This is a genomic window from Achromobacter spanius (assembly GCF_002812705.1).
Classification (GTDB): domain Bacteria; phylum Pseudomonadota; class Gammaproteobacteria; order Burkholderiales; family Burkholderiaceae_B; genus Achromobacter; species Achromobacter spanius.
Map to the genome: position 1 here is coordinate 521070 of NZ_CP025030.1, position 23626 is coordinate 544695.

A 23626-nucleotide genomic window follows, 5' to 3' on the forward strand; every position below is an offset into this window, starting at 1 on the left:
TTACCTATGTCCCCGAACACCCGTTACCCATGTCCCCGGGCCATACACGCGTTGTTATGTCGGGGTTCTAGCGGCGAGATTCGCGCGCTCCACCCATCCTACGCGCCAGTGGCCGTTGCCGGTGCCGTTCATTGCTATTGCCACGGCCGGTGCAATCGTAGGATGGGTGCAGCGCGAAGGATTTCTGAAAAAGAAACCAATATCAAACGCGCGAAACCCATCAAGCAGCGATTGCGGTATGGCTGATCCAGCCAAAAATTCAACCGTTGCTTGATGGGTTTCGCGCGTTGTTATGTCGGGGTTCTAGCGGCCAGTTTCGCGCGCTGCACCCATCCTACGTCCTGGCGTCTAGGGCGCGGGTGTCCCTGTGTCCAGGGTGTAGTGGGCGCCGTCGCGGTTTTCCAGGGTCAGCGTGGACAGCGTGGGGGCTGACGCTGCCGGGTCAGTGTGCACGTGGATGCGCAGGTTGGCCAAGGGCACGTCCCAACCGCCATCGACAGCTTCAGCCGTGACGTCCGCCACCAACGCCAGGCGCTCGGCCACGGCTCGGGCATCGGCCGCGCGTGCATCAATGCGCATCAGGCTGCGTGCGCCATTGGGATGCGCCATCAGGTCCGGCGACCAGACACACTCGGGTGTCAGATGACGGCAGAAATACATGCGGATGCCGGGCAAAGGCTGCTCGGCAAAGCGCACGGTGTGGAATCGGGCCTGCACTTCCTGACCGTCCAGCATCGCCGGGCGCGTCAGTTCCTGCACCGGGTTCACCGCAAACCCGGCCGCCTTCAGGCGTTCGTAGGTAGCGTCGGCGTCATACGTGCGAAACACCAGCGCTTCCAACCCAAACGGCGAATCAGCGATTTCCTTGCGGGCCGGTGGGGCGCCCGTGGGCCATCCCAGCAGCTCGACATACGTGCCTTCCAGCACGATCAGGCGATTGCATGAACCCAGGTTATGCACCGCCTTGTCGCTCAGGTGAAACCCCTGGCGCTCGAAATGCGGGGCCAGGGCATCCAGCCGGTCGCGCACCATCACGACGGCGTGGTCGAACTCGGTGCGGCCGACAGAATGCAGCATGGCGTTATCCCCTGATCAGACCAGTTTGCCGTGGCACTGCTTGTACTTCTTGCCACTGCCGCACGGGCACGGATCGTTGCGTCCGACCTTGGGCAAGGCATTGCGCACGGGTTGCTCGCCCTCTTCCGATTCCGTCTTGGCCAGCGCTTCGTCGTAATCGGAGTGGTGGTACTGCACGTTTTGCACGTGCGGTTGCGCGGCTTCGGCTTCGGCCTGTTCGACTTGCTCCGACGACTGCACACGCACCGTCATCAACACGCGCACCACGTCGTCGCGAATGCGATCCAGCATGCCCGAGAACAGTTCGAAGGCTTCGCGCTTGTATTCCTGCTTGGGATTCTTCTGCGCATAACCGCGCAAATGGATGCCCTGGCGCAGGTAATCCAGCGACGACAGGTGTTCGCGCCAATGCGTGTCGATCGACTGCAACATGATCGAACGTTCAAACTGCGACCACGATTCGGCCCCAACCTGGTCAACCTTGGCCTGGTAGGCATCGCGAGCAGCCGTCACCACGCGCTCACGCAGGTCTTCGTCGGTCAGGCTGGTTTCCTTGTCCAACATTTCGGTCAGCGGAAGGTGCAGGTTCCAGTCCGATTCCAGAGCCCTTTGCAGGCCCGGCACGTCCCATTGCTCTTCCACCGATTCCGGCGGCACATAGGTGTTGAACATTTCGACCACGGCAGCGTCGCGCAGGCTATTCACCGTGTCGCCCACGCTTGCGGCTTCCAGCACGTCATTGCGCTGCGAATACAGCACCTTGCGCTGGTCGTTGGCCACGTCGTCGTATTCCAGCAATTGCTTGCGGATGTCGAAGTTGCGGCCTTCCACCTTGCGTTGCGCGGTTTCGATCGAGCGCGTGACCATGCCCGCCTCGATCGGCTCGCCCTCGGGCAGCTTCAGGCGTTCCATGATGGCGCGCACGCGGTCGCCCGCGAAGATGCGCATCAGCGAATCTTCCAGCGACAGGTAGAAACGGGACGAACCCGGGTCACCCTGGCGACCGGCACGGCCGCGCAACTGGTTGTCGATACGGCGCGATTCGTGGCGCTCGGTGCCGATGATGCGCAGGCCGCCCGCTGCCTTGACCTGCTCGTTCAGCGGCTTCCATTCAGCGCGGATCTTTTCGATGCGCGCGGTCTTTTCAGCTTCCGACAGCGATTCGTCGGCGCGGATCAGATCAACCTGCTTGTCCACACTGCCGCCCAGCACGATGTCGGTACCACGACCGGCCATGTTGGTGGCGATCGTGATGTGACCCGGCTTGCCGGCTTCGGCCACGATCTCGGCTTCGCGGGCGTGCTGCTTGGCGTTCAGCACTTCGTGCGGCAGCTTGGCCTTTTTCAGGAGGCCCGACAGCAGCTCGGAGTTTTCGATGCTGGTCGTACCCACCAGCACCGGCTGGCCACGCTCGTGGCAGTCGCGGATGTCTTCGAGGATCGCGTTGTACTTTTCCGGATCGGTCTTGAAGACCTGATCGTTCTGGTCCTTGCGGATCATCGGCTTGTTGGTCGGGATGATGACCGTTTCAAGCCCGTAGATTTCCTGGAACTCGTACGCTTCCGTATCGGCCGTGCCGGTCATGCCGGATAGCTTTTCGTACATGCGGAAGTAGTTCTGGAACGTGATGGATGCCAGCGTCTGGTTTTCGTGCTGGATCTTCACGCCTTCCTTGGCTTCGACGGCCTGGTGCAAGCCATCGGACCAACGGCGGCCCACCATCAGGCGGCCCGTGAATTCGTCGACGATCACCACCTCGCCATCCTGGACCACGTATTGCTGGTCGCGGAAGAACAGGTTGTTGGCGCGCAGAGCCACCATCAGGTGGTGCATCAACGCAATGTGGCGGGGGTCGTACAGCGATTCGCCTTCCGGCAGGATGCCCAGGCGGGCCAGGATGGCCTCGGCGTTTTCATGGCCGGCTTCCGACAGGTAAACCTGCTGGCTTTTTTCGTCGACCCAGTAATCACCTTCGGGTTCCGGCTCCTGCGGCTTGGGTTCGGTGGCCATGCGCGTCAGCAGCGGCGGCACCGCGTTCATGCGGATGTAGAGCTCGGTGTGATCTTCGGCCTGGCCGGAAATGATCAGCGGCGTACGGGCTTCGTCGATCAGGATCGAGTCCACTTCGTCGACGATGGCGTAGAACAGCACGCGCTGGCGGCGGTCCTCAACACGGAATTCCATGTTGTCGCGCAGGTAGTCGAAACCGAATTCGTTATTCGTGCCGTAAGTGATGTCGGCGGCGTAGGCGGCCTTCTTCTCTTCGTTAGGCTGCTGCGGCACCACCACGCCCGTGGTCATGCCCAGGAAGTGGTACAGGCGCCCCATCCATTCCGCGTCGCGGCGGGCCAGATAGTCGTTCACCGTAACAACGTGCACGCCCTTGCCGGCGCATGCGTTCAGGTAAACGGGCAAGGTCGCCATCAGCGTCTTGCCTTCCCCCGTGCGCATTTCGGCAATCTTGCCGTTGTGCAGCGCGATGCCGCCCAACAACTGAGAGTCGAAGTGCCGCATCCCGAACACGCGCTTGCCCGCTTCGCGCACAACGGCGAAGGCTTCCGGCAGCAGGTCGTCCAGCGACGTGCCCTGCGCGTATCGAGATCGGAATTCGTCAGTCTTGGCCGCCAGCTCCGCATCGGAAAGCGCGGAAATCTTGGGCTCCAGCCCATTGATCTGGGTTACCAGCTTGCGATACTGCTTAAGCAGCCGGTCGTTGCGGCTACCTATGAGTTTTTTGAGCAGAGAAACCATGCGTATGTCGGCCGCACGAGCCACGCCGCGCCTGCAAAAGGCAAGGGCAGCGCCTCCCGTGACTTTGATGTTATTGGTTGAGCGGGGGTCCGCTGGGAAACGAACCAGTTTAACGCACCTGGCGCGTAATAGCCTGGACCTATTGCCAGAGTACTGATGTTGAGCGGTTTGACCGGTCAGCGCACCACAGGTTCAGTCCCCGCGGCTTGCGCCATGGCAGGCGGCGCATTCTGTGGCGTTCCCAGGAACAAACGGGGGTCGAGCGGTTGCCCGGCAAGGCGCACTTCAAAGTGCAGATGGGGTCCGGTGGAACGGCCCGAACTGCCCACGCGGGCCACTTGCTGGCCACGCTCTACAAGCTCGCCCTGCTTCACCATCAAGGACGAAGCATGGGCGTAGCGGGTAATCAAGCCATCGCCATGGTCGATTTCGACCATATTGCCGAAGCCCGGCAGGAACTTGGCTTCGAGCACGACGCCGCCCGAGGCGGCAAGGATCGGCGTGCCGGACGGGGCCGCGAAATCCAGCCCTTCATGCATGGCGGTGCGCCCCGTGACCGGGTTGCGGCGCCAGCCGTAGGACGAACTCAGATACGGGTAATCCGTGATCGGCATGGCGGTCGGCATGCGCGCCTGATCCGCGGACCGCTTGGTCAGGGCAGCATCAAGCAGCTTCAGATTGTCGGACTGCTGCGCCAGGCGCGCCTGGATTTCGTCCAGTTGGCGCCCCAGTGCCTCGGCCGATGCCGCGCTGGGCGGCGGGTGGTCGGTAAACAGGTCATCCATGACGTGGGTGGCTTCAGGCTGCGTCAGCGCCTCGGGCTGCGCCACGGCCAATTGCTTGGCCAATTCGGGGTCGGTATACGCCACACCCGCCACCTTGGCCACGCGCTGGCCAAGGCCATCGATGCTGACCAGCTTTGCCTGCAGCGCCCCCACCTTGGCGGCCAGCAGGTTCATGTTTCCCCGCAGGAAATCGGTGTCACGGCCAGGCTGCTGCGCCAACGGCCAACCCACGGCATGTACGGCCGGCAGGATCGGAGTAAGGTATCGCTGAATGGCGGCGCCAAAGATGGCCGCGGTCATCAGCGCCGCCCCAAGCAACAACGCCAGCCGCGCACCGCCCAGGGTGAAATGCCCGTCCCGCCCGTCCCGGGCGTGCATAATCACGATTTTCAAGATTGCTTCCTAATTCTATAGAGCCGGGATGAATAGACCCACTTCATACCGTCAACGTTCCAGTTCCAGCCGGCGGAAAGAAAATACCGCCCTGGGATGGCTGGGTCATGACATGCGGGGCGCCGGTGTGTTGGCGACTGCCCGCAAGCACTTGCAAATTCAGTATGCGGTGGCGGCGGTTCTGCCCGCCCCGCTAGGTGCTGTGTGCCAGGTCGGCAAGCTGGAAAACCAGTGCCTGCATCTGGTGGTGCCCAGCGCCGCACATGCAGCCAAGATGCGTCAATTGGCGCCGCGCGTGGCGCGCGCCCTGGCCGATCAAGGCTGGAACCTTAACGAAATCGCCGTCAAGGTACAAGCGGGTTTACCGAAGCCCGGCGCCCGTCAGGCGCGCCCTCCCAAAGAGGCGCAACCCCTGGGCGACAAGGCCCTGGGCGCATTCGAATCGCTGCACGACAAGCTGCGTCCCGGCCCGTTGGCAGACGCAGTCGCCAAACTCTTGAAGCGTCACAAGAGTAGCTGAAGCCATCCGGCCCTGTCCGGCGCCACGGGCGCCTGGAAACGAAGCGAAACCAAGTTCTCGGGGGTTTAGATCCGATGGTTTGCAACCGGATGGGGATTTTTTCGCTAACGGAGGGTAGCCAGCGCCATCCTTTAAGCAGGGACCTGATGTGGATACCGGGGACACTTCCCCGGTTCAGGCCCGATCAGGAACCGGGCGTTATGCCAGCTTCCATTCGTGGCGGAAGGCCTGCGGCGCTTCTGCCTGCGATTCATAGGTGACCATTTCCCAGGCGTCTTGCTGAGCAAGCAGCGCGCGGGCCAATTGGTTGTTCAGGCCGTGGCCCGACTTGCACGCCACATAGCGCGCCACCAGCGGTTTGCCCAGCAGATACAGGTCGCCAATGGCGTCCAGGATCTTGTGCTTCACGAATTCGTCGTCATAGCGCAGCCCGTCGCTGTTCAGCACACGGTATTCGTCCATGACGATGGCGTTGTCCAGACTGCCGCCACGGGCCAGGCCCATCGAGCGCAGCGCTTCCACTTCATTCACGAACCCGAAGGTTCGCGCGCGGGCAATTTCGCGCACATACGAGTGCGTCGCGAAATCAATCTCGGCGAAATTGGCGGTGGAATCAATGGCGGGATGGCGGAAGTCAATCGAGAAGGCCAGCGCGTAGCCCTCGTGCGGTTCCAGCCGGGCCCATTTCTCGTTGCGGCCTTCGCCCTCGCGCACTTCCACGGTTTTCTTGACGCGGATGAACTGCTTGGGCGCGTTCTGCTCAACGATGCCCGCCGAGCGCAACAGATAAACAAAGGTTGCCGCACTGCCGTCCATGATGGGGACTTCTTCGGCAGTGAGGTCGATATGCAGGTTGTCGATACCCAGGCCGGCCAATGCCGACATCAGGTGCTCTACCGTGGAAACGCGGACGTTACCCTGTTGCAGGACCGACGCCATGCGCGTATCGCCCACGCCAGTGGCCTGAGCAGGCAGGTCCACGACTTCAGGCAGGTCCACGCGGTGGAAAACAATGCCCGTATTGGGCTGTGCCGGACGCAGAGTAAGTTCTACCCGCCGTCCGGAGTGGACGCCGACGCCTGTCGTGCGGACTAGATTCTGAATGCTGCGCTGTCGGAACATGGTGCTTGGGTATTAGAGCCAGGAAGCCGGCACGAAGAGTACAGATTGCCGGCGTAACTGACGTATTGTAACGCTGTCCGATCCTTGGCGCCATCAAGCAACCCGGACCGACCGATACTTCCGTCCCTTAAAGAACCGTGCAAGGGAAACACGGACCGCTCCGCCTCCGGCTCGCCCGCGGGGACAAGCGAGCCGGAGATGAGGGAGTGCGATTAGAGCCTGTAATCGGCTCTTTCGTTCAATCTGCCTGCTTGCGCAAGAACGCCGGGATGTCGAAATGATCCATTCCCGAGCTTTCCAGAGCACGCACTTGAGCCGACGCCTGGCTGCGCGGATTGCGCATGACAGACGGCATGTCCAGATTGCGGTAATCGCCGCCTTGACCGGCCGGCATCGTGCCCATGGGCATGTTGTCGGTACCGGTGCGCAGCACCTCAGCGGTGTTTTGCACCAATTGCGGACGCGACTGCGCACGGCCCAGGCCGGTTGCAACCACAGTCACGCGCAGGTTTTCACCCATGGACTCGTCGTAGGCGGTACCGAAGATCACGGTCGCGTCGTCCGAAGCGTAGCTGCGGATCGTTTCCATGATTTCGCGCGTTTCGCGCATCTTCAGCGTGCGGCTGGCGGTGATGTTGACCAGCACGCCACGCGCGCCGTTCAAGTCCACGCCTTCCAGCAGCGGGCAAGCAATGGCGTGCTCGGCGGCGACACGCGCGCGGTCCGCGCCCGATGCCGATGCCGTGCCCATCATGGCCTGGCCCTGCTCGCCCATGATCGTCTTGACGTCTTCGAAGTCGACGTTGACGTTACCTTCGACGTTGATGATTTCGGCGATACCGGCGCAAGCGTTGTGCAGGATATCGTCGGCCGAACGGAAGCAGTCTTCCTGCGTCGCGTCCTCGTCCATCAATTCATAGAGGTTCTCGTTGAGCACCACGATGAGCGAATGCACGTGCTTGGCCAGTTCGGCAATGCCGTCCTCGGCCATCTTCAGGCGCTTGTTGCCTTCAAACGTGAAAGGCTTGGTGACCACGCCAACGGTCAGGATGCCCAGTTCCTTCGCCACTTCGGCCACGACCGGACCCGCGCCGGTGCCGGTGCCACCGCCCATACCGGCGGTGATGAAGACCATGTGAGCGCCGTTCAGCGCAGCACGGATCTCCTCGCGCGCGGTTTCAGCCGACGCACGTCCTTGCTCGGGCTTGGCGCCCGCACCCAGGCCGGTACGGCCCAGACGAATTTGCACCGGGGCATTGGTTGCCGCCAGTGCTTGCGCATCGGTGTTGGCGCAGATGAAATCCACGCCGTGCACGCCGCTGCGAATCATGTGCGCGACGGCATTGCCGCCCGCACCGCCCACACCAACGACCTTGATTACGGTCCCTTTGGTGTTGTTCTCAAGCATCTCAAAGTTCATCATGATGACTCCCTCACAAGTCCGATTTTGCAAATCACAAAAATTCCCCAACAACCTATATTTTGTGAATCGCCTCAAAGCCGATGCCGACTGCTATGGCCCGCCACGGGTTTGAGACGCCTCCCCGTTCTGGCCCGCCCCGCAATACCGCCGCGATGCGTGCCAAGGAGCAGGCCCCAACCTGCCCCTTCCTCTTTAATTCATGAACCATTCCTTCATGCGCGCAAGCAGGCTCTTGAAATTGCCTGTCTGAGCGGCGACCTTGCGACCGCGCACCCGCTGCATCCGTGCTTCCTGCAACAAGCCCATCACCGTCGAGAAGCGCGGGTTACGCATCACGTCGGCCAAGCTTCCTTCGTACTCAGGCACCGCCACGCGAACCGGCTTCAGGAACACGTCCTCGGCCAGTTCGATCATGCCGGGCAACTGCGCGGAACCGCCGGTCAGCACAACGCCTGACGCCAGCAGATCTTCGTAGCCGGAATCGCGCACCACCTGCTGCACCAGCGTGAACAGTTCTTCGACACGCGGCTCGATCACGGCGCCCAACGCCTGGCGCTTGACCTGGCGCGGACCGCGATCACCCAGGCCCGGCACTTCCACGGATTCGTCCGGGCTGGCCAGCACCTGCTTGGCCACGCCGTAGCGCAGCTTGATTTCTTCGGCGTCCGGCGTCGGCGTGCGCAGCATGGCCGCGATGTCGTTGGTGATCTGGTCACCGGCAATCGGCAGCACCGCGGTGTGGCGGATCGCGCCGCCCGTGAAGATGGCGACATCGGTCGTGCCGCCGCCGATGTCCACCAGCACGACACCCAGTTCCTTTTCATCGGCCGTCAGCACGGCCAGGCTCGAGGCCAGCGGTTGCAGGATCAGGTCTTGCACTTCCAGGCCGCAGCGGCGCACGCACTTGACGATGTTCTGCGCGGCGCTGACCGCGCCCGTCACGATGTGCACGCGCACTTCCAGGCGCAGGCCGCTCATGCCGATGGGCTCGCGGATGTCTTCCTGGCCGTCGACGATGAACTCCTGCGTCAGCACGTGCAGCACTTGCTGGTCGGTCGGGATGTTCACCGCCTTGGCGGTCTCGATGACGCGGGCAACGTCGGTGGCGGTGACTTCTTTGTCTTTCACAGCGACCATGCCGCTGGAATTGAAGCTGCGGATATGGCTGCCGGCAATGCCGGTATAGACGTCGCGAATCTTGCAATCTGCCATCAGCTCGGCTTCTTCAAGCGCGCGCTGAATGGAATTCACAGTGGTCTCGATATTGACGACCACGCCCTTGCGCATGCCGCGCGATTCGTGCTGGCCCAGGCCTAGCACTTCGAATCGCCCTTCGGGCAAAATTTCAGCCACCACAGCCACCACCTTGCTGGTGCCGATATCGAGGGCGACGATAAGGTCCTTGATGTCACGGGTCATGGCGTTAGCGTTTCTTGGGAGGTTTCGGTGTGGATTTGGATTTGGTTTCCGACGCGGGCAACGGAGCCAGCGCCAGGGCGAAACCATTCGGATAGCGCAGGTCGGCCTGCGTGATGGTGCGCCCTTCCAGGCGCCCCGCTACGCTGGGCCACGCCTGCACAAAGCGTTGAATACGTGCCGCGAACGGCAAGGCGCCGGGCAGGCCGTGCGGGTCCGGCGCATCGGCGCCCGGATCGCGGCCCAGGTCCAGCAGCATGCCGTTGGACAACACCACCCGCCAGGCATAGCGCGGGCTCAGCTCCAACTGTTTGACATGCATGTCCAGCGGCGCGAACCAACGCGCCAGCTCGGCATAGCGCTGCACGACCAGCGGCTCGGTGCCCTCGGGCCCGGAGAACTGCGGCAACACGGTTTCGTCGTCCACCTCGCCCGTGTTCGCCGTGAACGCTTCGCCCCAGGTGTTGATCATCTGGTTCTCGTTCCACAGCGCCAGGGGTTGCTGTTCCTCGATCCGCACACGCAGCACATTGGGCCAGATGCGGCGCACGGTGGCGTGGCGTACCCACGGCACCGATTCGAAGATCTCGCGCGCGTCGTCCAGGTCCACCGTGAAGAAGTTGCCCTTGAAACGGCCCGCGATCGCCGAGCGCACCGCCTGCGGCGACACATAGTGCAATTCGGTGTCCGGCATCGATTCCAGCTCGATCGCCGTCAACGTGAAGAACGGGCGTTGCGCTACCCAGACCACGCCCGCGATGAGCATGGCGCAAACCGCCAGCACGGCTAGCGTGTTGGCGATCAGGTTGGTAGTGCGAGCGTCGTTCCACACGGATTATCCAGGTCAAGCGTTACGCGAGGCGCTGTGCACTTTGCACGAGGCTTCGGACAAAATCGCCACGCACAGATCGGCATAGCTGATCCCCACGGCCTTCGCGGCCATCGGCACCAACGAATGGCTGGTCATGCCAGGCGAGGTATTCATTTCAAGCAGCCACGGCCGGTTGTCGCGGTCGAGGATGAAATCGGCGCGGCCCCAGCCTTCGCAGCCCAGCGCCACATAGGCCTTGACGGCGATATCAGCCACTTCTTCGGCAACGCCGTCCGGCAGCGTCGCGGGGCAGAAATACTGGGTATCGTCCGAGAAATACTTGTGTTCGTAGTCGTAGTTGCCACCGGGCGCGGCGATCTCGATCACGGGCAGCGCGCGCGCCCCCTTGCCCGCGCCCAGCACCGCCACGGTCAACTCGCGGCCGGTGATGAACTGTTCGGCCAGTACTTCGCTGTCAAAGCGCGCGGCCGCGGCATAGGCTTCCTTCATGTCGGAATAACCCACAACCTTGGTGATCCCGACGGTGGAACCTTCATGCGGCGGCTTGATGATCAGCGGCAGGCTCAGGCGGTCGGGCACCAGACGCAGCTCCGTGTCGGCGTCCAGCACTTCGAATTCGGGCGTGGGCAGGCCGTTTTGCAGCCACACGCGCTTGGTCATGGTCTTGTCCATGGCCAGCGCGGACGCCATCGGGCCGCTGCCGGTGTACGGAATGCCCAGCAATTCCAACGCGCCCTGAATCGTGCCGTCTTCGCCGTAGCGGCCATGCAGCGCGATGAAGACGCGGTCGAAGCCTTCGGCGGCCAATTCGGCCAGGCTGCGTTCGCCCGTGTCGAACAGGTGCGCGTCCACGCCGGCGCTGGCCAGCGCCTGCTGCACGCCCTTGCCGGACATCAGCGACACTTCGCGCTCGGCGGAGCGTCCGCCATACAACACACCCACTTTGCCGAATTGCGTGCTCATGCCAGTTCTCCTACTTGGGCGGGGACCTTGCTGATCGAACCCGCTCCCATCACGATGACGACGTCGCCGTTGCGCACGAAGTCGATCACGGCCTGCGGCAGTTCAGCCACGTCTTCAACGAACACCGGCTCAACCTTGCCGGCCACCCGCAGCGCGCGTGACAGCGCGCGGCCGTCGGCGGCCACCAGCGGCGGCTCGCCAGCGGCGTAGACCTCGGTCAGCAACACGGCATCGGCGGTGCCCAGCACCCGCACAAAATCTTCAAAGCAATCGCGCGTCCGCGTGTAGCGGTGCGGCTGGAAGGCCAGCACGATGCGGCGATCGGGCCAGGCGCCGCGCGCGGCGGCCAGCGTGGCGGCCATCTCCACGGGGTGATGGCCGTAGTCGTCGATCACCGTGAAGGTGCCGCCGCCGTGGCTGGCCGGCACCGGGAATTCGCCGGTCTGCGTGAAACGGCGGCCCACACCCTTGAAGGCGGCCAGCGAATCACGGATGGCGTCGTCCGATACGCCCAGCTCGGTGGCAACGGCAATCGCGGCCAGCGCGTTGCGCACGTTGTGCAGGCCGGGCAGGTTCAATTCCACTTGCAGGGGCGGCAGCAGCGTGTCGAGGTGCGTGCGCTGCACGTTGAAGCGCATGCGCGTACCGGACGGCTGCACTTCGTAGGCTCGCACCTGCGCCTCTTCGTTCAGGCCATAGGTGGTGATCGGCCGCGACACGAAGGGCATGATCTCGCGCACGTTGGCGTCATCCGAGCACAGCACCGCGCTGCCATAGAACGGCAGGCGTTGAGTGAATTCGATGAAGGCGCTTTTCAGGCGCGCCACGTCGTGCCCGTAGGTGTCCATGTGGTCGGCATCGATGTTGGTCACGATGGCCATCACCGGCAACAGATTCAGGAACGACGCATCGGACTCGTCGGCCTCGACCACGATGTAGTCGCCCTGCCCCAGGCGCGCGTTGGCGCCGGCCGAGTTCAAGCGTCCGCCGATCACGAAAGTGGGGTCCAGGTCGCCAGCGGCAAGCACGCTGGCCACCAGGCTGGTGGTGGTGGTCTTGCCATGCGTGCCGGCTACCGCGATGCCGCGCTTCAAGCGCATCAGCTCCGCCAGCATGACGGCGCGCGGCACCACGGGGATACGCGCGGCCCGCGCGGCGATCACTTCGGGGTTGTCGCCCGCCACCGCCGTGGACGTGACGATGGCAGCCGCGCCCGTGACGTTGCTGGCCACGTGGCCGATTGCGATCTTTGCACCCAGACCGGTCAGACGGCGCGTCACCGCCGACTCGTTCAGGTCGGAACCACTGATCGTGTAGCCCAGGTTGAGCAGCACTTCGGCAATGCCGCTCATGCCAGAGCCGCCGATGCCTACGAAATGGATATGTTGAATTCTGTGTTTCATGATGAACGCCCCGCTGCTTGTTCGCAGACATCGGCGATATGGACCGCGGCTTCCGGCTGCGCATGTGCGCGGGCCCGGACGGCGACGGCCTCGAGTTCTTGTCGGGTACGCTGGGCCAGCCAGTCCGCCAGCCACTCGGGCGTCATGGCGGCCTGCGGCTGCAACCAAGCGGCCTCTGCGTCGCTCAAAAAGCGCGCGTTGGCGGTCTGGTGGTCATCGATGGCATGCGGCAAGGGCACGAACAGCGCGGCGACGCCCGCTGCCGCCACTTCGGACACCGTCATGGCGCCCGCGCGGCAGATCAGCAGGTCGGCATCGCCCAAGGCGCCCGCCATGTCATCGATGAACGCGCGGCAATCGGCCTGCACGCCCGCTTCGGCGTAGGCCTGCTGCAGCGCGGGCAGATGTTGTTCGCCGGCCTGATGGACGACCATCGGGCGACGATCTTGCGGCAGGCGGGCCAACGCCTGCGGAACCACCGTGTTCAGTGCCTGCGCGCCCAGGCTGCCACCCACAACAAGCAGGCGCAACGGACCGGAACGGCTGGCGTAGCGAACGGCCGGATCGGGCAGCGCGCACAGGTCGGCACGCACGGGATTGCCCAGCGCTTCACCCTTGGGCAGCACGCCCGGAAAGCCGCTGAGCACGCGGCGCGACATCTTGGCCAGGCACTTGTTCGCGGTGCCGGCCACGGCATTCTGTTCGTGCACCACCAGCGGCGTGCCACGCAGGGCCGCGATCACGCCCCCCGGGAAGGCGACGTAGCCGCCCATGCCCAGCACCACATCCGGACGCACATCCGCCAGACGCGACCACGCTTGTGCAAACGCGCGCAGCAGCAGGAACGGCAGCTTCAGCAGCGCGGACATTCCCTTGCCGCGCACGCCTTGGAAGCGCAGCGGCACGAGTTCAATACCGCGCGGCGGCACGAGCTTGCCTTCCATCTTGTCCGGGTTGCCCAGCCACAACACGCGCCAGCCGCGCTCGCGCAGCACGTCAGCCACGGCCAGGCCCGGCATGATGTGCCCGCCGGTGCCGCCGGCCATGATCAGGATGGTGCGGGCCGCGGTCATACTCGCCCCCCACGCATCATCACGCGGTTTTCCACGTCTACCCGGATCAGCATGGCCAGCGCGCACAGGTTCATCACCACGCCCGATCCGCCATAGCTCATCAGCGGCAGGGTCAGCCCCTTCGTCGGCAACAGGCCCAGACACACGCCCATGTTGATGAACGACTGCACGCCAAACCACATGGCCACCCCATGCGCCACCAGGCCCGCAAACGTGCGTTCCATGGCGATGGCCTGGCGGCCGATATCAAAGCCGCGATAGATGATGATGGCAAACAGCGTGATCACCAGCATGACGCCGGCAAAACCCAGTTCCTCACCCACCACCGCCATCAGGAAGTCGGTATGCGCTTCGGGCAGGTAATGCAGTTTCTCGACACTGGCGCCCAGGCCCACGCCCAGCCATTCGCCACGGCCCAGCGCAATCAGCGAATGCGACAACTGATAGGCGCTGCCGTAGGCGTTGTCTTCGTTCCAGGGGTCCAGGTACGCGAACAAGCGCGCACGGCGCCAGGGAGACAGCCAGATCAGCGTCAGGAAGGTGCCGACCAGCACGCCCAGCAGGCTGCTGAAGTACTTGCCGTTGATGCCACCCAGGAACAGGATGCCAATGGCGATGGCAACGATCACCATGAAGGCGCCCAGGTCGGGCTCCAACAGCAGCAGCATGCCCACGCCGGCCAGCGCGAACGCCATCGGCAGAAAGCCGCGGGCAAAGGCCTGCATGTGTTCCTGCTTGCGCACGGTGTAATCGGCGGCGTACAGCAAGGCCGCCAGCTTCATCAATTCGGAAGGCTGGAAGTTCAGCGGGCCCAGCGGAATCCAGCGGTGGGCGCCGTTGACTTCGCGGCCGATGCCGGGAATCAAGACCGCCACCAGCAAGACTATCGCCACCATGAACAGCGGCACCGCCATGCGCTGCCAGACGCGGATCGGAATGGCCAGCACCACCGCGCCCGCAAGCAGGCCGGCACTGACGAACAGGCCATGGCGGATCACGAAGTAATAGCGCCCGTAAGAGGCGTAGCGCGGGCCATCGGCCAGCGCGATCGACGCCGAATACACCATCAGCAAGCCCAGCAGCAACAGCGTCGACGCCGCGATGACCAGCGGCAGATCGAAGTTGCGCATCTTGGTACGGCCGGGCCGTACGGCATTGACGCTGGCGGTGAGATCGGCGATCAGGCTCATGCCACCTCTCCCCGGTCGCGGGCCAGGTCTTCGACCTCTTCCACGAACACTCGGCCACGATGCGGATAGTTGCGGAACATGTCCAGGCTGGCGCAGGCCGGCGACAGCAGCACGGCGTCACCGGGTTGCGCCAGGTCAGCCGCGCCGCGCACGGCGGCATGCAGCGAATCAACGGTGATGCAGTTGACGCCAGTGGGCGCCAGCACACGCGCGATCTCGGGCGCATCCACGCCGATCAGCATGACGGCGCGCGCATGGCGCGACACCACCGGAATCAGCGGCGAGAAATCCTGGCCCTTGCCCTGTCCGCCCGCGATCAGCACCACGGGCTGGCCCAGGCCTTCCAGCGCGGCCACCGTGGCGCCCACATTGGTGCCCTTGCTGTCATTGATGTAGTCGACCCCGCCAATCTGGCGCACAAACGCCGCGCGGTGCGGCTCGCCGGCGTATTCGCGCAGCGTGCGCAACATGGCGCCCCAGCCCAGGTCCAGGCAACGCGCCAACTGCAAGGCGGCCAAGGCGTTCAGGGCGTTATGAATACCGCGGATGCGCAACGCATCCACGGGCATCAGGCGGCTCATGCGGCCGTTGGCGCGCACCGGCTCGGGCGCGTCTTTCTTGCGGCGCGTGGGCGGCGCGGGTTCGTCGAAATCGATGGGTTCGCAGGCGACCAGCCAGGCCACGCCCTGGCCCAATTCCAGCCCCATGTCGCCGACCAGCTCGGGCATGTCGCGGCCGAAGCTGCGCACATTCAAGGCGTTCACGGTCTTGACCATGGCCACCGTAAGCGGGTCGTCGCGGTTGACGATGGCGATGCGCGCCATCGACAAGATGCGCGCCTTGGCCGCCGCGTAGGCGTCCATGCCGCCATGCCAGTCCAGATGGTCTTGGGTCACGTTCAGCACGATGGCCGCGTCAGCCATCAACGAGTGCGTCGTTTCCAGTTGGAAGCTGGACAGTTCCAGCACCCACACCTGCGGCAGCGTGTCGTTGTCCAGCGCGTCCATCAGCGCCGTCAATGCGGCCGGGCTGATGTTGCCGGCGGCCACGACCGACAGGCCACTGGCGTCGATCAGGTCGCGCGTCAACGCGGTCACGGTCGTCTTGCCGTTAGTGCCCGTCACCGTCAGCAGGCGCGGACGATATTCGCGCCTTTCGGCCAGATCGGCCAGCGCGCGAGCAAACAATTCGATCTCGCCCACCACTTCGATGCCACGGGCCTCGGCCTCGCGCAGCAAGTCGGCGGCAGGCGCTTGCGTGGGCGCCAGGCCGGGGCTCAGCACCACTTGCGTCACGCCATCCAGCAGCGCCACGTCGAACGACGCATCGCAGCCCAGGCGGTATTCCACTTCGCTTTGCGCCAGCGCGTCGCGCAGCGCGGCCAGCCCACCCGGTTCGGCGCGTGTGTCGGCCACGCGCAAGCGGGCGCCCAGGCGGGCGCACCAGCGTGCGGCGGCGACACCCGTCTCGCCCAATCCGAGGATCAGGACAAGCGGCGCGTCAGCGCGGGAGGTTTCCATCGTATTCATCGCAACTTCAGGGTTGAGAGGCCAATCAGCACCAGCATCATGCTGATGATCCAGAAACGCACGACCACCTGGGTTTCCTTCCAGCCGCCCACTTCAAAGTGATGATGCAACGGGGCCATGCGGAATATGCGTCTACCTGTTCCATAACGTCGCTTGGTGTACTTGAACCACGTCACCTGGATCATCACCGAGAGCGTCTCGACCACGAACACACCGCCCATGATGAACAGCACGATTTCCTGGCGCACGATGACGGCGATGGTGCCCAGCGCGCCGCCCAGCGCAAGCGCGCCCACGTCGCCCATGAACACCTGGGCCGGATACGCGTTGAACCATAAAAACGCGAGTCCCGCGCCCCCTATCGCCGCGCATAGCACCATGAGTTCGGACGCGCCGGGAATATACGGAAACAACAGGTACTTCGAATAGTCCACGCGGCCAACCACGTAGGCGAAGATGCCCAACGCGCTGCCCACCATCACGGTGGGCATGATGGCCAGGCCGTCCAGGCCGTCGGTCAGGTTCACGGCATTGCTGGTGCCGACAATCACGGCCCACGTCAGCGCCACGAATCCCAGCACGCCCAGCGGATAGCTCACCGACTTGAAGAACGGCACGATCAGGTCGGCGCGCGTCGGCAGCGACATCGTGAAGCCGCTTCCCACCCAGGCCTTGAACAGCGGCCAAAGATCGGTGTTGGCGGGCGCCGATACGGCAAACGCCAAGTACACCGCGGCGATCATGCCGATAGTGGCCTGCAAAAAGAATTTCTGCCGCGCGGGCATGCCTTCAGGGTCGCGATAGACCACCTTGCGGTAATCGTCCATCCAGCCGATCCAGCCGAAGCCGAACGTCACCAGCAGCACCACCCACACAAAGCGGTTGGTCCAGTCGGCCCACAGCAAGGTGCTGATGGCGATGGAAATCAGGATCAGCACGCCGCCCATAGTGGGGGTGCCGGTCTTGACCAGATGCGTTTCCGGGCCATAGGCGCGCACGGCCTGGCCAATCTTCATTTCGGTCAACTTGCGAATCACACGCGGACCGGCCACCAGGCCGATCAGCAACGCCGTCGCGCACGCCAGCACGGCGCGCAAGGTGATGTATTCAAACACGCCCAAGGCGCGCACATCATCGGAAAGCAGACGGGCCAGTTCAAGCAGCATGCTGCTCTCCCTGCGCCTTGGCCGTCTGTTCGTCGTTCGTGGAAAAAGCCGTCACTACCCGCTCCATGCGCATAAAGCGCGATCCCTTTATCAATACGCTGGACGGGCGCAAGCCGCGCAAGGCGGCCACCACTTCGTCTACCGATACGCAGGCGTGCGCGCCAGGACCGTAAGCGGCCGCGGCCGCCCGGCTGGCTTCGCCTAGCGTGATAAGCGCGTCAAGCCCTTGCTCGCGCGCATAGTTGCCCACCTCGGCATGCAAGGCGGGGCCGTTGTCCCCGATCTCGCCCATGTCGCCCAACACCAGGACACGCGTGCCTCCGATACGCGCCAGCACGTCGATGGCAACGCGAACCGAATCGGGGTTGGCATTGTAGGTGTCGTCGATGAGCAGCGTTCCGTCGCTCATTTGCTTGTGCTGCATGCGTCCCGCCACCGGAGCAAAGCCAGCCAGCGCGCGCACGGCGCTGTCCAGCGGCACGCCCGCGGCGATGGCGCTGGCGATGGCGGCCAGCGCATTGCGCAAATTGTGCAGGCCGGGCACCGGCAGAACCAGGTCCGTCACACCCACCGGCGTCACGACGCGGCAGCGCGTCGAGCCGACGTCGGCAAGAATGTGTTCGGCGTAGACGTCCAGCCCCGGCTGCAAGCCAAAGCGCAGCACGCGGCGCGGTTGGGCCAGCGCGTCCCATATTTCCGAATACGGCTCGTCGCCGGGGTACACGGCAACGCCGTCGTCCGGTAGCGCCGCGATGGCCGCGCCGTTCTCGTGCGCCACCGCTTCCACGGTGTGCATGAATTCCTGATGCTCGCGTTGCGCATTGGTCACCAACGCAACCGTGGGCGCCGCCATGGCAGCCAACTGGGCGATTTCGCCCGGATGGTTCATGCCCAGCTCAAACACCGCGGCGCGATGTTCGGCGCGCAAACGCAGCAGGGTCAACGGCACGCCGATGTCGTTGTTCAAATTGCCGGCGGTGGCCAAACGGCCCGATTCGCCCTGCCATTCGGCCAGCATGGCCGAGATCATTTCCTTGGTGGTCGTCTTGCCGTTGCTGCCGGTCACCGCCACCACGGGCAAGGTGAACTGCGCGCGCCACGCCGCGCCAATGCGCATCAGCGCAATGCGGGTATCGCCCAGCACCAGTTGCGGCAGCTTGGCATCAGGCACGGCATGCGCCACAACCGCCGCGCACGCGCCACGGCCTTCGGCCTGGTCCAGATAGTTGTGCGCGTCGAAGTTCTCACCGACCAGCGCCACGAACAATTCGCCAGAGCCTATGCGCCGCGTGTCCGTCGACACGCCTTTGACCTGCGGCAGCAGCAGCGCCAGGCGCGCCCACTCGCGGTCATCGAAGGGCAGCTTTTCACCCGCGATGTCTTGATAGGTTTCGTGCCCCTTGCCCGCCAGCAGCACGACGTCTTCAGGTGACGCCGACCAGATCGTCTGCATGATGGCGCGTGCGCGGTCGACTTGAACGTCGGCATGCGCGGCTTCGGGGATGCCGGCCAGGATCTGGTCGACAATCGCCTCGGGCGATTCGGTACGTGGGTTGTCGCTGGACACCACGACGTGGTCGGCCAGTTCCGCAGCGATGCGGCCCATCTCAGGGCGCTTGCCGGGGTCGCGTTCACCGCCGCAACCGAACAGGCAGATCAAGCGGCCCGACCGCGCAACCGCCACGGCGCGCAACGCGGTCAACGCGCGTGCCAACGCATCCGGCGTGTGTGCGTAATCCACCACCACCAATGTTCCCCGGCCAGCGGAAGCCTGGGTAGTAACGGGCACGGCTTCCACCGTTTGCAAACGGCCGTCAACCGGATCCGTCGCGGCCAGCTCACGCGCGATCTGCGCGAACGGCAGGCCCAGCTTGTACAGGACGCCTGCCACCAGCAACAGGTTCGACACGTTATGCGCCCCCAACAGGCGCGTCACGATCTGGGCCTCGCCATGCGGGGACACCAGCGTAAATATCTGGCCTTGCGCCGTAGCCTGAAGGTCTCGCGCACGCATCGCGGCGGGAATCTCGGGCGAATCGCTCAGGCTGTAGCCCATGGCGGCCATGCCCGCGGGCAAGTCTGCGATCAAGCGGCGGCCGGCTTCGTCGTCGGCATTGACGACGGCGGCGGTCAGGCCGGGCCACTTGAACAGGCGCGCCTTGGCGGCCTCATAGCGCTCCATCGTGCCGTGATAGTCAAGATGGTCGCGGGTCAGGTTCGTGAAGGCAGCCAAGGCCACGCGCACGCCGTCCAACCGACCTTGTTCGATACCGATCGACGAGGCTTCCATGGCAACAGCTTGCGCTCCAGCGTCGCGCATCGCGGCCAGTGTGCGGTGCACAGTCAGCACATCGGGCGTGGTCAGGTCACCGCCCAAGGTGCTGCCGTCGGGCAATACGGCGCCCAAGGTGCCGATGGTGCCGCAAGGCTTGTCGTTGCGGCTCAGCGCATGCGCAATCCATTGCACCGACGAGGTCTTGCCGTTGGTTCCCGTTACCGCCACCACCGCCAGCGCGGCCGAAGGCCGGCCGTACCAGGTGTCGGCCAGCTCGCCCAGCAACGCGCGCAAGCCGTTTACCGGCAGCATCGGCGTGCCGGCCGCAGTGGCCAGCATGGCGTCGCTGGCAGGTGCTTCGAACAGCACGGCGCTGGCGCCCAGCGCCAAAGCCTTATCTATATAGAGACGTCCGTCGCTGGACAGGCCGGGGCAGGCAACAAACACGTCGCCCGGCTCGATATCGCGCGAGTCCAGCTTCAGATGCGCCGTCAACGAGACGTGCGCATGCAACCACGCCACGGTCTCTGCAACCGTGGCGGCTGGGGGAAAGAGGAAGCCGTTGGCGCTCATCTGCCTGGCTCCTTGAGACCAGCAACAATCGTGGATTCGAAGGGCGCGTCCGGCCGCACCCCCATCAATCTCAGGCTTCCCCCGACCAGGTGGGAGAACACGGGCGCCGCAATGGCGCCGCCGTAGTAGCCGCCAACGGTCGGTTCGTCGATGGACACGGCCACGACGATCTTCGGATCCGACACCGGTGCGAAGCCCACGTACGAGCTCCGGTAGCGTTGCATGCTGTACTTGCCGTCAACAATCTTGCGCGCGGTGCCGCTCTTGCCCGCCACGCGGTAGCCCTGCACCTGGGCGGCCTTCGTGCCCTCGGGGCCGGCTGCGGCTTCCAGCATGGCGCGCACCATCGCGGTGGTTTTTGGCGTGTAGATCTTGACGCTGGTGGGGTCGCTGTCGCGCTTGACCAGCGTCAGCGACACCATGTCGCCATCACGGGCGAAAACGGTATAGGCGCGCGCCACTTGCAACAGCGACACAGACAGGCCATAACCATAGGCCATCGTGGCCTTTTCGATCAGGCGCCAACGGTCCCAGGGACGCAGACGGCCCGGCGCGGCGCCGGGGAATCCCACCTGAGGCGCCTGACCCAGGCCCAATTCAGTGAAGCGATCCCACATCTCGCGGGATTCCAGCTTCTCGGAAATCATCGTCATGCCAATGTTGCTGGACTTGCGCAACACGCCCGCCACGTCCAGCGTGCCGTTGCGGCTGACGTCGCTGATCGTGCTGCCTTGGTAGCTGAAGCGGCCATTGCCGGTTTCGAACAGCGTGGACGTGGTGATGCGGCCCAGGTCCAAGGCCAGCGCCGCCGTGAACGGCTTCATGATCGAGCCGGGTTCGAAGGTGTCGGTGATGGCCTGGTTGCGCAGCTTTGCGCCGTGGAAGGTCTCGCGATTGTTCGGATCAAAGGTAGGCACGCTTGCCAGCGCCAGGATTTCGCCGGTATGCACGTCCACGATCACAGCCGTGGCGCCCTTGGCCTGGTGCTTGTCCATGGCGTCCTTCAATTCCTTGAACACCAGGTACTGCAGACGGGTATCGATGGACAGGCGCAGGTCCCGGCCGTCTACCGGCAAGGTCACGGCCTGCACGTCTTCAATCACGCGCCCCAACCGGTCCTTGATGACGCGACGGCTGCCCGGGCGGCCTTGCAATTGCTGGTTGAACGTGAGTTCGACGCCTTCCTGGCCCTGGTCTTCAACGTTGTTGAAGCCGACCACATGGGCCATCACGTCGCCATCCGGGTAGTAGCGACGGGTTTCAGGCTGCTGGTGCACGCCGGGCATGTTCAGATGCTTGATCTTGTCCGCCACGTCCATCGAGACCTGGCGCTTCAAGTAGACGAAGTTCTTGTCTTCGTCCACCAAGCGACGGCGCAGGTCGGCCACGGGCGTGTCCAGCAGCTTTGCCAGGGCGTCCATCTGCGCGGGCGTGCCTTGCTTGGCGTCTTCTGGAATGGCCCAGATGGCTCGCGCGGGCACGCTGGACGCCAGCACGGCGCCGTTGCGGTCCAGGATCTTGCCCCGCGTGGCGGCAAGGGTCAATGTGCGTTCATAGCGGCGTTCGCCCTGCTGTTGCAGGAACTCCGTCGACAAACCCTGCAGGAACAGAGCGCGCCCCGCCAGCACCGCGAATCCGCCGAACAGCAGAATCAGCACCAGGCGCGCGCGCCATGTGGGCAACTGCCCGCGCAACACGGGGTTATCGAAGAAGGGAACGCGCTTCATTGCCCGCCCCCGGCAGCGGCAGCGGCAGCGGCGGCGGCGGCGGCGGCGGGCGCTTGATTCACATACAGCGTGCGGTCCGGAACGATGGAAATCATCTTCAGGCCATCACGGGCGATGGCATCCACCCGCGCATTGCGGGCGAGTTCGGCGCGTTCCAATTGAAGCCGGCGCCAATTGGTTTCCAGGTCGCGTGCCTGTGCCTGATCACGTCCCAGCTCAACAAAGAGCAGGCGCGACTGATACCGGCTGGTGACCAGGGAAATGGCCGACAGCATCAGTAAAGCCGCAACGATCAGGTTGACACGCCCCATCAGCGCCGCCCCCCTTTGCCGCCGCGGCGAGGCGGCGGAGCCAGATCGCTGCCGGGCAGCGAACCGATCTTCACAAATGCGAAGCCGCCCTCGGGAGGCAGCGGCGTCTGCGTACGTTCGGCAACGCGCAAGACGGCGGACCGGGCGCGCGCATTGGCCGAGACTTCGTCGTCTTCGGCCAGAACACGGCCCAGCGACCGCAGGACGGGTTGGGGCATTTCACTTTCGCGCAGGGGCAAGCGTGCATGCGCGGCGGCTGGCCGAGCCGCCGCCACGATGCACTGTTTGACCATGCGGTCTTCAAGCGAATGAAAACTGATCACCGCCAACCTCCCCCCCGGAGCAAGCAGGTCTAGAGCTGCCGCGAGGGTGCGCGCGAGCTCTTCGAGTTCCCGATTGATGTAAATCCGTAAAGCTTGAAAGGTGCGTGTGGCCGGATGCTGCCCCTTTTCGCGCGTGCGGACGGCGCTGGCGACGCACTCGGCAAGCTCGAGCGTGGTGCACAGCGGCCGTGTTGCGCGGCGAGCAGCAATCGCCTTTGCAACCTGAAAAGCAAACCGTTCTTCGCCATAATCCGCTATGACCTCCCGCATCTCATCCACACTGGCTTGCGCCAGCCATTCCGCCACCGTGGGACCACGAGTGGTGTCCATCCGCATATCGAGCGGGCCGTCTCGCATGAACGAAAAACCGCGCTCGGCGTCATCGATCTGAGGCGACGAAACGCCCAGATCCAGCATCACGCCATCGACCTTGTCGATACCAAGCTGCTGTAATTCTTCCGCCATGGTGGCAAAGCCCCCATGCACCACCGTGACCCGCGAGTCAGCTGCCGCCAACGCATTGGCTACCGCGATCGCCTCGGGGTCCTTGTCGAACACGACCAGCCGCGCGGACTTGCCCAAGCGCCCAAGCAGTTCGCGACTATGCCCGCCGCGGCCGAATGTGCCGTCGACAAACACGCCGCGTTCCGCCCGCGTAGCCGTATCCGGCTCGATCTGGGAGGGCGACCGTGCCGCGCCTTTACCGCCAAAATCAGGCAGCAATAGTGCGTCCACCGTCGGCTCCAGCAGAACGGGCCGATGTTCGAATTCCAT

18 protein-coding genes are annotated in these 23626 nt (G+C 64.3%); 1 reads left to right on the forward strand and 17 read right to left on the reverse strand.

Going from position 1 to position 23626, the window contains the following annotated elements; all coding sequences use genetic code 11:
* Nucleotides 1-348 precede the first annotated feature (348 nt).
* The 3 genes from CVS48_RS02420 to CVS48_RS02430 all read right to left on the reverse strand — a co-directional run bounded on the left by CVS48_RS02420 (nt 349) and on the right by CVS48_RS02430 (nt 4991).
* Nucleotides 349-1077: a VOC family protein gene (locus CVS48_RS02420; protein WP_100853106.1), complete on the reverse strand. Its 729-nt coding sequence runs from the start codon at nt 1075-1077 to the stop codon at nt 349-351.
* Between the two features lie 15 nt (nt 1078-1092).
* Complete coding sequence (gene secA, locus CVS48_RS02425) at nt 1093-3828, reverse strand: preprotein translocase subunit SecA (RefSeq protein WP_100853107.1); 2736 nt, start codon at nt 3826-3828, stop codon at nt 1093-1095.
* 176 nt (nt 3829-4004) lie between these two features.
* The gene (locus CVS48_RS02430) at nt 4005-4991 is read right to left on the reverse strand and encodes a M23 family metallopeptidase (RefSeq protein ID WP_100857477.1); all 987 of its coding nucleotides are present in this window, start codon (nt 4989-4991) and stop codon (nt 4005-4007) included.
* Between the two features lie 127 nt (nt 4992-5118).
* Between CVS48_RS02430 and CVS48_RS02435 the strand changes: the two genes are divergently transcribed.
* Nucleotides 5119-5526 carry a DciA family protein gene (locus CVS48_RS02435; RefSeq protein WP_100853108.1) on the forward strand — a complete coding sequence of 136 codons (408 nt, stop codon included), beginning with the start codon at nt 5119-5121 and terminating at the stop codon, nt 5524-5526.
* 198 nt (nt 5527-5724) lie between these two features.
* Here CVS48_RS02435 and lpxC read toward each other — a convergent pair whose 3' ends face one another.
* The 14 genes from lpxC to rsmH all read right to left on the reverse strand — a co-directional run bounded on the left by lpxC (nt 5725) and on the right by rsmH (nt 23626).
* Nucleotides 5725-6648 carry a UDP-3-O-acyl-N-acetylglucosamine deacetylase gene (lpxC, locus tag CVS48_RS02440; RefSeq protein ID WP_050449964.1) on the reverse strand — a complete coding sequence of 308 codons (924 nt, stop codon included), beginning with the start codon at nt 6646-6648 and terminating at the stop codon, nt 5725-5727.
* Between the two features lie 238 nt (nt 6649-6886).
* Nucleotides 6887-8071, reverse strand: coding sequence for a cell division protein FtsZ (gene ftsZ, locus CVS48_RS02445; RefSeq protein ID WP_050449963.1), 1185 nt, complete (start codon nt 8069-8071; stop codon nt 6887-6889).
* A 192-nt stretch (nt 8072-8263) separates the two neighbouring features.
* The gene (gene ftsA / locus CVS48_RS02450) at nt 8264-9490 is read right to left on the reverse strand and encodes a cell division protein FtsA (RefSeq protein ID WP_006217473.1); all 1227 of its coding nucleotides are present in this window, start codon (nt 9488-9490) and stop codon (nt 8264-8266) included.
* Nucleotides 9491-9494: 4 nt separating this feature from the next.
* Entirely contained in the window at nt 9495-10319 is an 825-nt protein-coding gene (locus CVS48_RS02455) for a cell division protein FtsQ/DivIB (RefSeq protein ID WP_100853109.1), read from the reverse strand.
* A 12-nt stretch (nt 10320-10331) separates the two neighbouring features.
* Nucleotides 10332-11282: a D-alanine--D-alanine ligase gene (locus CVS48_RS02460; RefSeq protein WP_100853110.1), complete on the reverse strand. Its 951-nt coding sequence runs from the start codon at nt 11280-11282 to the stop codon at nt 10332-10334.
* Complete coding sequence (gene murC / locus CVS48_RS02465) at nt 11279-12685, reverse strand: UDP-N-acetylmuramate--L-alanine ligase (protein WP_100853111.1); 1407 nt, start codon at nt 12683-12685, stop codon at nt 11279-11281. The genes CVS48_RS02460 and murC overlap by 4 nt, the downstream gene beginning before the upstream one ends.
* Nucleotides 12682-13758 (reverse strand): undecaprenyldiphospho-muramoylpentapeptide beta-N-acetylglucosaminyltransferase, encoded by a 1077-nt coding sequence (gene murG / locus CVS48_RS02470; protein ID WP_100853112.1) that lies wholly within the window; start codon nt 13756-13758, stop codon nt 12682-12684. The genes murC and murG overlap by 4 nt, the downstream gene beginning before the upstream one ends.
* Nucleotides 13755-14948 (reverse strand): putative lipid II flippase FtsW, encoded by a 1194-nt coding sequence (ftsW, locus tag CVS48_RS02475; protein WP_100853113.1) that lies wholly within the window; start codon nt 14946-14948, stop codon nt 13755-13757. The genes murG and ftsW overlap by 4 nt, the downstream gene beginning before the upstream one ends.
* Nucleotides 14945-16477, reverse strand: a complete 1533-nt coding sequence (gene murD, locus CVS48_RS02480) for a UDP-N-acetylmuramoyl-L-alanine--D-glutamate ligase (RefSeq protein ID WP_100853114.1) — start codon at nt 16475-16477, stop codon at nt 14945-14947. Before murD ends, ftsW begins: the two co-directional genes overlap by 4 nt.
* Nucleotides 16474-17643 (reverse strand): phospho-N-acetylmuramoyl-pentapeptide-transferase, encoded by a 1170-nt coding sequence (gene mraY, locus CVS48_RS02485; protein ID WP_100853115.1) that lies wholly within the window; start codon nt 17641-17643, stop codon nt 16474-16476. The genes murD and mraY overlap by 4 nt, the downstream gene beginning before the upstream one ends.
* On the reverse strand, nt 17633-20491 hold the full coding sequence (murF, locus tag CVS48_RS02490) for a bifunctional UDP-N-acetylmuramoyl-L-alanyl-D-glutamate--2,6-diaminopimelate ligase MurE/UDP-N-acetylmuramoyl-tripeptide--D-alanyl-D-alanine ligase MurF (RefSeq protein WP_100853116.1): 2859 nt from the start codon (nt 20489-20491) through the stop codon (nt 17633-17635). Before murF ends, mraY begins: the two co-directional genes overlap by 11 nt.
* Complete coding sequence (locus CVS48_RS02495; RefSeq protein WP_100853117.1) at nt 20488-22218, reverse strand: peptidoglycan D,D-transpeptidase FtsI family protein; 1731 nt, start codon at nt 22216-22218, stop codon at nt 20488-20490. The genes murF and CVS48_RS02495 overlap by 4 nt, the downstream gene beginning before the upstream one ends.
* Nucleotides 22215-22529, reverse strand: a complete 315-nt coding sequence (gene ftsL, locus CVS48_RS02500) for a cell division protein FtsL (RefSeq protein ID WP_100853118.1) — start codon at nt 22527-22529, stop codon at nt 22215-22217. The genes CVS48_RS02495 and ftsL overlap by 4 nt, the downstream gene beginning before the upstream one ends.
* Entirely contained in the window at nt 22529-23626 is a 1098-nt protein-coding gene (rsmH, locus tag CVS48_RS02505; RefSeq protein ID WP_100853119.1) for a 16S rRNA (cytosine(1402)-N(4))-methyltransferase RsmH, read from the reverse strand. Before rsmH ends, ftsL begins: the two co-directional genes overlap by 1 nt.

Bases quoted from the DNA above. Each gene is read 5' to 3' on its own strand.
- CVS48_RS02420 (WP_100853106.1), bottom strand. From the start codon at position 1,077: ATGCTGCATTCTGTCGGCCGCACCGAGTTCGACCACGCCGTCGTGATG.
- secA (WP_100853107.1), bottom strand. From the start codon at position 3,828: ATGGTTTCTCTGCTCAAAAAACTCATAGGTAGCCGCAACGACCGGCTG.
- CVS48_RS02430 (WP_100857477.1), bottom strand. From the start codon at position 4,991: ATGCACGCCCGGGACGGGCGGGACGGGCATTTCACCCTGGGCGGTGCG.
- CVS48_RS02435 (WP_100853108.1), top strand. From the start codon at position 5,119: ATGCGGGGCGCCGGTGTGTTGGCGACTGCCCGCAAGCACTTGCAAATT.
- lpxC (WP_050449964.1), bottom strand. From the start codon at position 6,648: ATGTTCCGACAGCGCAGCATTCAGAATCTAGTCCGCACGACAGGCGTC.
- ftsZ (WP_050449963.1), bottom strand. From the start codon at position 8,071: ATGATGAACTTTGAGATGCTTGAGAACAACACCAAAGGGACCGTAATC.
- ftsA (WP_006217473.1), bottom strand. From the start codon at position 9,490: ATGACCCGTGACATCAAGGACCTTATCGTCGCCCTCGATATCGGCACC.
- CVS48_RS02460 (WP_100853110.1), bottom strand. From the start codon at position 11,282: ATGAGCACGCAATTCGGCAAAGTGGGTGTGTTGTATGGCGGACGCTCC.
- murC (WP_100853111.1), bottom strand. From the start codon at position 12,685: ATGAAACACAGAATTCAACATATCCATTTCGTAGGCATCGGCGGCTCT.
- murG (WP_100853112.1), bottom strand. From the start codon at position 13,758: ATGACCGCGGCCCGCACCATCCTGATCATGGCCGGCGGCACCGGCGGG.
- ftsW (WP_100853113.1), bottom strand. From the start codon at position 14,948: ATGAGCCTGATCGCCGATCTCACCGCCAGCGTCAATGCCGTACGGCCC.
- murD (WP_100853114.1), bottom strand. From the start codon at position 16,477: ATGAATACGATGGAAACCTCCCGCGCTGACGCGCCGCTTGTCCTGATC.
- mraY (WP_100853115.1), bottom strand. From the start codon at position 17,643: ATGCTGCTTGAACTGGCCCGTCTGCTTTCCGATGATGTGCGCGCCTTG.
- murF (WP_100853116.1), bottom strand. From the start codon at position 20,491: ATGAGCGCCAACGGCTTCCTCTTTCCCCCAGCCGCCACGGTTGCAGAG.
- CVS48_RS02495 (WP_100853117.1), bottom strand. From the start codon at position 22,218: ATGAAGCGCGTTCCCTTCTTCGATAACCCCGTGTTGCGCGGGCAGTTG.
- ftsL (WP_100853118.1), bottom strand. From the start codon at position 22,529: ATGGGGCGTGTCAACCTGATCGTTGCGGCTTTACTGATGCTGTCGGCC.
- rsmH (WP_100853119.1), bottom strand. From the start codon at position 23,626: ATGGAATTCGAACATCGGCCCGTTCTGCTGGAGCCGACGGTGGACGCA.